Here is a 6,161-nt window from a genome sequence, read left to right on the forward strand (position 1 = left end):
AAGGATGGCCAAACTCCTTGGTACACAAGGGGTTAGCTATCCTTTGTCTTTTTTAAACTGATAAACTCGGGATTATAACATTTGCCGTCCTTAACCTTCAATCGCCGTCATTGAATTTCCGAGACCCTTTTGTTAAACTTTTTGAAAAAGCAAAAAAGGAAGTTCCAATGTCCAGTCCGACTCAGAATTTAAAAATGGCGGAACGCGGTGCCCTGCTGGCCATCGCGACCTATATCCTCCTCTCAATCCTCAAAATCATCGCTGGCCATTTCTTCGGGTCCGCTTCCATCACAGCCGATGGCTTTAATAATATGACTGATATTTTGGGCAATGTGGCTGTCCTTATCGGTTTACGCCTGGCCCAAAAACCGGCCGACCGCGACCACAAATTCGGCCACTGGAAAATGGAGGATCTAGCCAGTCTCATTACCTCTCTAATTATGTTACTGGTTGGTTTTCAGGTTCTCTTTCAGAGTATTCAAGGCCTTATCCAGCCCCAGCAGGAAAACTTCGACCCTCAAGCCATGTGGGTCGGCTTCTTCTCGGCCCTTATCATGACCGGCGTCTATCTCTACAACCGGAACCTGGCCAAGCGCGTGCACTCCAAGGCCTTAGAGGCTGCAGCCCTAGATAATCTTTCAGATGTCCTCACCTCCCTAGGGACCAGTCTGGCTATTCTCGCCAGCCAGTTCCAACTCTATCTAGTCGACAAAATCATCGCCCTTCTGATCAGTATGATTATCCTCAAAACAGCCTATGACATCTTCCGGGAATCTACTTTCTCCCTCTCAGATGGCTTTGACGAAGACCTGTTGGACCACTACACCCAAAGCATCCTCACAATTCCCAAAATCGACCAGGTCCTCGAAATCCGTGGCCGCAGCTATGGCAGTCACATCTACCTCGACATCACCCTAGCCATGAATCCCGACCTCTCGGTCTACGAGAGCCACAGCATCGCCGATCAAGTAGAGCAATTACTCCAAGAGCAATACGGTGTCTTTGATAGTGATATCCATATCGAACCCTCCCCCATTCCAGAAGATGAAGATCTAGACTTCCTCCTCAAAAAACTCTTTCTCTATCAAAGTCAGGTCGAGGCCGGCCAAAATCTTGATACCTACATCGCCGATGACTTTACCTATATTCCTACAAGCGGCCAAGTCCAAAACCGCAGCTCCTACCTGGCTGCCAAGCACCAAGAAATGGCCTTCAAAAAATTCCAAGTTAAATCCATCAGCCAAAAAACCAAACTGGTTTCCTATCAATTAGAAGGAAAACAACACACCACCATCTGGCGCCGCCATGAAGACTGGCAGCAAATTTTCCACCAGGAAACCCAGATCGAAGACATATCTCCAGAATAGACCAAGCAAGAAGGCGGGGACAAAAGTCCGACTTCGATTATTTTAGTTAGCGAAATGATTTTGACGCAGTAGCTGATTGTCCCAGACTCCTGTCCCACTCCCCTCTTACTTTTGTCAAAAAAGACTTGAAATACGAATGAATTTAGTTTAGAATAGTCATATCATTCGTTAATAAAGGAGATTTAACCCGTGGAACGGTTTTTTAATTTAAAAGAGTACGGAACATCCGTATCAACCGAGGTTATGGCTGGAATTACAACCTTCTTCGCCATGTCTTATATTTTATTTGTCAATCCTAGCATTTTGAGTGTGGCTGGTATGCCAACACAAGCCGTTTTCTTGGCAACCATTATTGCTAGTGCCGTTTCAACCCTGGTCATGGGGCTCTTTGCCAATGTCCCTTATGCTTTGGCACCAGGAATGGGGCTCAATGCCTTCTTTACCTATACTGTCGTTATCGGACTTGGCTTTACCTGGCAGGAAGCCCTCGCTATGGTTTTCCTTTGTGGTCTCTTTAATGTTTTTATCACCATCACCAAGGTTCGGAAAAGTATTATCAAGTCCATCCCAGTCAGCCTCCAGCACGCTATCGGTGGAGGGATCGGGGTCTTTGTAGCCTACCTTGGTTTCAAAAACTCCAATCTCATTACCTTCCTAACTTCCGCTTCGGACATTATCACCGTCAACGGGGTAGCACCTGCTGAAGCCAAGTCTGAAACATTCGCCAATGGAATCACTTCTGTTTTTGCAGGTGGGGGTGTTGTTCCTGCCATTTCAACCTTCACAGATGCCAGCGTGCTACTCACCGTTTTCGGTCTTCTCCTAACCGCCGTTTTGGTGATTAAAAATGTCCGTGGAGCCATTCTTATCGGGATTGTTGCGACAACCTTGGCCGGGATTCCGATTGGTGTTGTCGATCTTTCAACGATTGATTTCGCCAACAACAATCTAGCAACAGCCTTTGGAGAACTAGGAACAACCTTCTTAGCTGCTTTTGATGGGTTCGCTTCCCTCTTCGCTGATTCTAGCCGCCTCCCTTTGGTCTTTATGACTATTTTCGCTTTTAGCTTGTCAGATACCTTTGATACACTTGGAACCTTTATCGGAACCGGACGCAAAACTGGAATCTTCTCTGCCCAAGATGAAGAAGCCCTTGAAAACTCAACTGGATTCAACTCCAAAATGGACAAGGCTCTCTTTGCTGATGCCATCGGAACATCAATCGGTGCCCTCTTTGGTACTTCCAACACAACTACCTATGTTGAATCCGCAGCTGGTATTTCTGCGGGGGGGCGGACAGGTCTTACTGCTGTAACCACAGCGGTCTGCTTCCTTCTATCAACCCTAATTCTTCCTTTTATCGGCATTGTCCCTGCTGCAGCGACTGCACCAGCCTTGATCATTGTCGGGGTTATGATGGTTTCATCCTTCCTAGATGTTGACTGGAGCCAATTCGAAGATGCCCTTCCAGCCTTCTTTGCAGCCTTCTTTATGGCCCTCTGCTTCTCCATCTCTTACGGAATTGCAGCAGCCTTCATCTTCTACTGCTTGGTTAAGGTATCCACTGGTAAGGCTAAAGAAATTCACCCAATTCTTTGGGGGTCTACAGCCCTTTTCATTCTAAACTTTATCATCTTAGCGCTGCTATAAGAAATTTAAAGAGGCTGGGGCACCCCCTCTGACTAATGCAAAAAAGCAACGGTTTTAAAGCCGTTGCTTTTTTGCGTTATGGAGATAGTCTTGATACAATATATAGTATAATAAAACAGAAACTGCACATTTTGTGCTATAGAGCACCTCTAAAAACCCCAGTTTTTCTTCAAATTGAATCACTCAAACCTTGATAAATCAACATTTAGATTTTCAGAAATTTAGTTTTTAGAGGTGCCCTAAAGTATATGACAAATTTTCATCAATTGATTCCCCTTTCCCAAACGGTCATTGAAACGTCCTAAACGGTCAAAAAAGAGGGCTTGCACCCTCTCACTTTCATTTCTTTACTTCTTAGCTTCTTCTTTTAGTTGCTTGCTGGCAACGTCATCACCGAACCATTTGTCCGAGATTTCTTGGAATTGGCCGGTTTGGTAGAGTTCCGAGAGACCTTGATTGAGGCGTTCTTGGAGGGTCTTGTCGGTTTTCCGGATACCTACCGCGAAGGCCTCTTCTGGGAAGCCTACTGGGAAAACCTGGTAGTCTTCTAAGACACCTTTTTGGGTGAGGTAGTAATTGGCGTAGACACGGTCGATCAGAAGTCCATCGATGCGGTCGTTTTCCAAGTCGATCAAAGCTTCATTGAAGCTTTGGTATTGGGTTGCGCGGTTGTTCTTAACATACTGCTTGAGTAGGTCTGGGTACTCTTCAAATTTGAGGTAACCGGAGGAGCCTGCTTGGGCTCCGAGGACCTTGTCTTTCATGTCCGTCGGGGTCTGGATGCCAGATGCCTTTTTGGCAACCAGGACTTGTTCATTGGCCATGTAAGGCAGGCTGAAGTTGACTTTTTCCGCTCGCTCTTCGGTTTGAGTGTAGCCGTTCCAGATGAGGTCAATGGTGCCGTTATTGAGTTCGGTCTCTTTCATATCCCAATCAATCGGTTGCCAGTTAACCTTGAGACCTTGTTTTTCAAAAATTCGGTTCGCCAGGTCAATGTCAAAGCCAACATTGCTTCCATTTTTCTCTTGGAAACCCATCGGGACGAAAGTGTTGTCAAAACCGATAGTCAGAGCTCCGCGTTTTTGATAGCTATCCCAGGCATCTGTTTTGGGATCGGTAACCTGGCTACTGCAGGCTGTTAGAACCAGCAGGGAGAGGAGTGTCAAGAATCCTATGATACGTTTCATCTGCAGTCCTCCTACTGGGGAATCACTTCGAGGATTTCATCAGCGATGTTTTGAGCAAACTGCATGTCGTGGGTGACAACAATCTGGGTCATGCCCATTTCCCGGTTTTGAATCAGCAGTTTTTCAACCTCCAAACGCAAGCCTGGATCCAGGGCACTAGTCGGCTCATCGTAGCCGATGATTTCAGGTTCAATCATCATAGCACGCGCCAAGGCCACCCGCTGTTTCTGCCCACCTGAAAGGGCATGAGGGTAGTGATCAACCAGCCCCGCCAAGCCCAAACGCTCCAAGAGTTGACGCGCTTTTTGCTGGGCCTGATCTGGCTTCATATTCATGGTCTTCACAGGTGACAGGATTAAATTATCCAAGACCGTCATATGTGGAAAGAGTTGGAAATCCTGGAACACAAAGCCCAAGAGATTCATGCTGGCCAACTCACTAGCTGGGATCTCCTGACCATTGTAGAGCACTTGTCCACTATCAATCGTTTCTAGCCCCGCCAACATCCGCAGTAGAGTCGTCTTTCCACCACCGGATTGACCCACGATAGCTAGGATTTTCTTCTCAGGCACATTTAAGTTAAAGTTTTTGAGGATTTGCCGCTCCCCGAAACGTTTATTAATATTTTTTAATTCTAACATGCAGTCTCCTTAGCGATCATAGGCGTATTTTTGTTCAACTTTTCGAGAAACTAAGGTCACCACCCCAATCATAATGAGGTAAATGGCTCCAGCAACAAACATCGGAGCCAAACTCGCATCGCGATTGGCTGCAGTCCGGCTGACCAGGATCAGATCCGTAACCCCCAACGCATAAACCAGGGAAGTATCCTTAACCAAGGCCATGATCTCATTAAACACACTCGGTAACACAATCTTGGTCACTTGCGGCAGGATGATATACTGGATGGTCTGCACAGGGCTAAATTTCAACACCTTGGCAGCCTCATACTGGCCTCGCGGAATCGAATCAATCCCACCTCTGAAAATCTCTGCAAAGTAAGCCGCATAGTTAAGGGTAAAGGCGATAATTGCTGCTGGCATCCGGTCAATCCGGATCCCGATACTTGGCAAAATGTAATAAACAAAAATCAGTTGCAACAGCAAGGGAGTCCCCCGCATAATCCAGATATAAATGGATAGCAACCAACGCAGAGGTTTGGATTCCACCTGCATGATAAATGCCACCAAGATCCCCAAAGGAATCGACAAAATTAAGACAATACTAAAAACTTGCAGGGTGACATTAGCCCCCTGCAACAAACTAGGTAAAATTTCTAAAACGTAAGCCATTTATTACTCCACATCTATAAAACCAAAACGCCCCAGCGGGGTCAAACGAAAGGTAATTACACCCTTAATCTGATCCTTTTGAACCAAGCCAAACTTACGACTATCCTCATGATTCAGCCGATTATCATTCAAGATCAGGAATTCCTCCTGTCCAATGACACCTTGTTTGGACTGGGTCAAAGACTCAATGGTGAAATCTTCTGTAAACAGATTGCCTGTATTACTCGTTTTCCCCTGATAGGTATTTTTCATACTCCGAATATAGGGTTCATCCTTAACCTCATGGTTGACATACAAAACATCATCCATATAGACGGCCCTCTCTCCACCTTGGGCAATCACTCGTCCAACATACTCTTTTTGATCGACTTCGTATAAGACAATACTTTCATTGGGAATCTCATTCTGATGAAAGGCCAATACATAATCAGCTGCTTCCAAGCCCTTCTGAACATCCTTTTCAGTCACATGATGAGGGGTAAACCAAAATAAACGAAGGAGCACAAAAATTACCACCAGGATACAGGTGATAAACACATTCCGGAACAAATCTCTTCTGACCATGTCTTCTCCTTTATACTTTTGCCTATTATATCACGAAAAAAGATAGAAAAAAAGGAGGTCTTTTCAGAACCCCCTTCTTTTTCTCTGGAAAAATAGGCCTC

General features: G+C 45.6%; 6 protein-coding genes. 2 read left to right on the plus strand and 4 right to left on the minus strand.

Annotation, left to right across the window (positions count from 1 at the left end):
* Positions 1-167: 167 nt before the first annotated feature.
* Together N4310_RS07230 and N4310_RS07235 are read left to right on the plus strand one after the other, a co-directional pair.
* A complete protein-coding gene (locus tag N4310_RS07230) occupies positions 168-1,367 on the plus strand; it encodes a cation diffusion facilitator family transporter (protein WP_262092653.1) in 1,200 nt (399 codons plus the stop codon).
* A gap of 189 nt (positions 1,368-1,556) precedes the next feature.
* Entirely contained in the window at positions 1,557-3,017 is a 1,461-nt protein-coding gene (locus N4310_RS07235; RefSeq protein WP_262092654.1) for an NCS2 family permease, read from the plus strand.
* A 347-nt stretch (positions 3,018-3,364) separates the two neighbouring features.
* Here the strand turns inward: N4310_RS07235 and N4310_RS07240 are convergent, their stop codons facing one another.
* The 4 genes from N4310_RS07240 to lepB are packed head-to-tail and all read right to left on the minus strand — an operon-like array spanning position 3,365 to position 6,060.
* Positions 3,365-4,204, minus strand: a complete 840-nt coding sequence (locus N4310_RS07240; RefSeq protein ID WP_262092655.1) for an amino acid ABC transporter substrate-binding protein — start codon at positions 4,202-4,204, stop codon at positions 3,365-3,367.
* Positions 4,205-4,215: 11 nt separating this feature from the next.
* On the minus strand, positions 4,216-4,845 hold the full coding sequence (locus N4310_RS07245; RefSeq protein WP_160332254.1) for an amino acid ABC transporter ATP-binding protein: 630 nt from the start codon (positions 4,843-4,845) through the stop codon (positions 4,216-4,218).
* 9 nt (positions 4,846-4,854) lie between these two features.
* Positions 4,855-5,496, minus strand: coding sequence for an amino acid ABC transporter permease (locus tag N4310_RS07250; RefSeq protein ID WP_160332253.1), 642 nt, complete (start codon positions 5,494-5,496; stop codon positions 4,855-4,857).
* Between the two features lie 3 nt (positions 5,497-5,499).
* Positions 5,500-6,060, minus strand: a complete 561-nt coding sequence (lepB, locus tag N4310_RS07255; RefSeq protein ID WP_262092656.1) for a signal peptidase I — start codon at positions 6,058-6,060, stop codon at positions 5,500-5,502.
* Positions 6,061-6,161 lie beyond the last annotated feature (101 nt).

Source organism: Streptococcus danieliae, from assembly GCF_025447695.1.
Classification (GTDB): Bacteria; Bacillota; Bacilli; order Lactobacillales; family Streptococcaceae; genus Streptococcus; species Streptococcus danieliae.

What these genes read in the sequence shown, in the direction of transcription:
- lepB (WP_262092656.1), bottom strand. Translation starts at nt 6,060, where the DNA reads ATGGTCAGAAGAGATTTGTTCCGGAATGTGTTTATCACCTGTATCCTG.
- N4310_RS07245 (WP_160332254.1), bottom strand. Translation starts at nt 4,845, where the DNA reads ATGTTAGAATTAAAAAATATTAATAAACGTTTCGGGGAGCGGCAAATC.
- N4310_RS07230 (WP_262092653.1), top strand. Translation starts at nt 168, where the DNA reads ATGTCCAGTCCGACTCAGAATTTAAAAATGGCGGAACGCGGTGCCCTG.
- N4310_RS07250 (WP_160332253.1), bottom strand. Translation starts at nt 5,496, where the DNA reads ATGGCTTACGTTTTAGAAATTTTACCTAGTTTGTTGCAGGGGGCTAAT.
- N4310_RS07240 (WP_262092655.1), bottom strand. Translation starts at nt 4,204, where the DNA reads ATGAAACGTATCATAGGATTCTTGACACTCCTCTCCCTGCTGGTTCTA.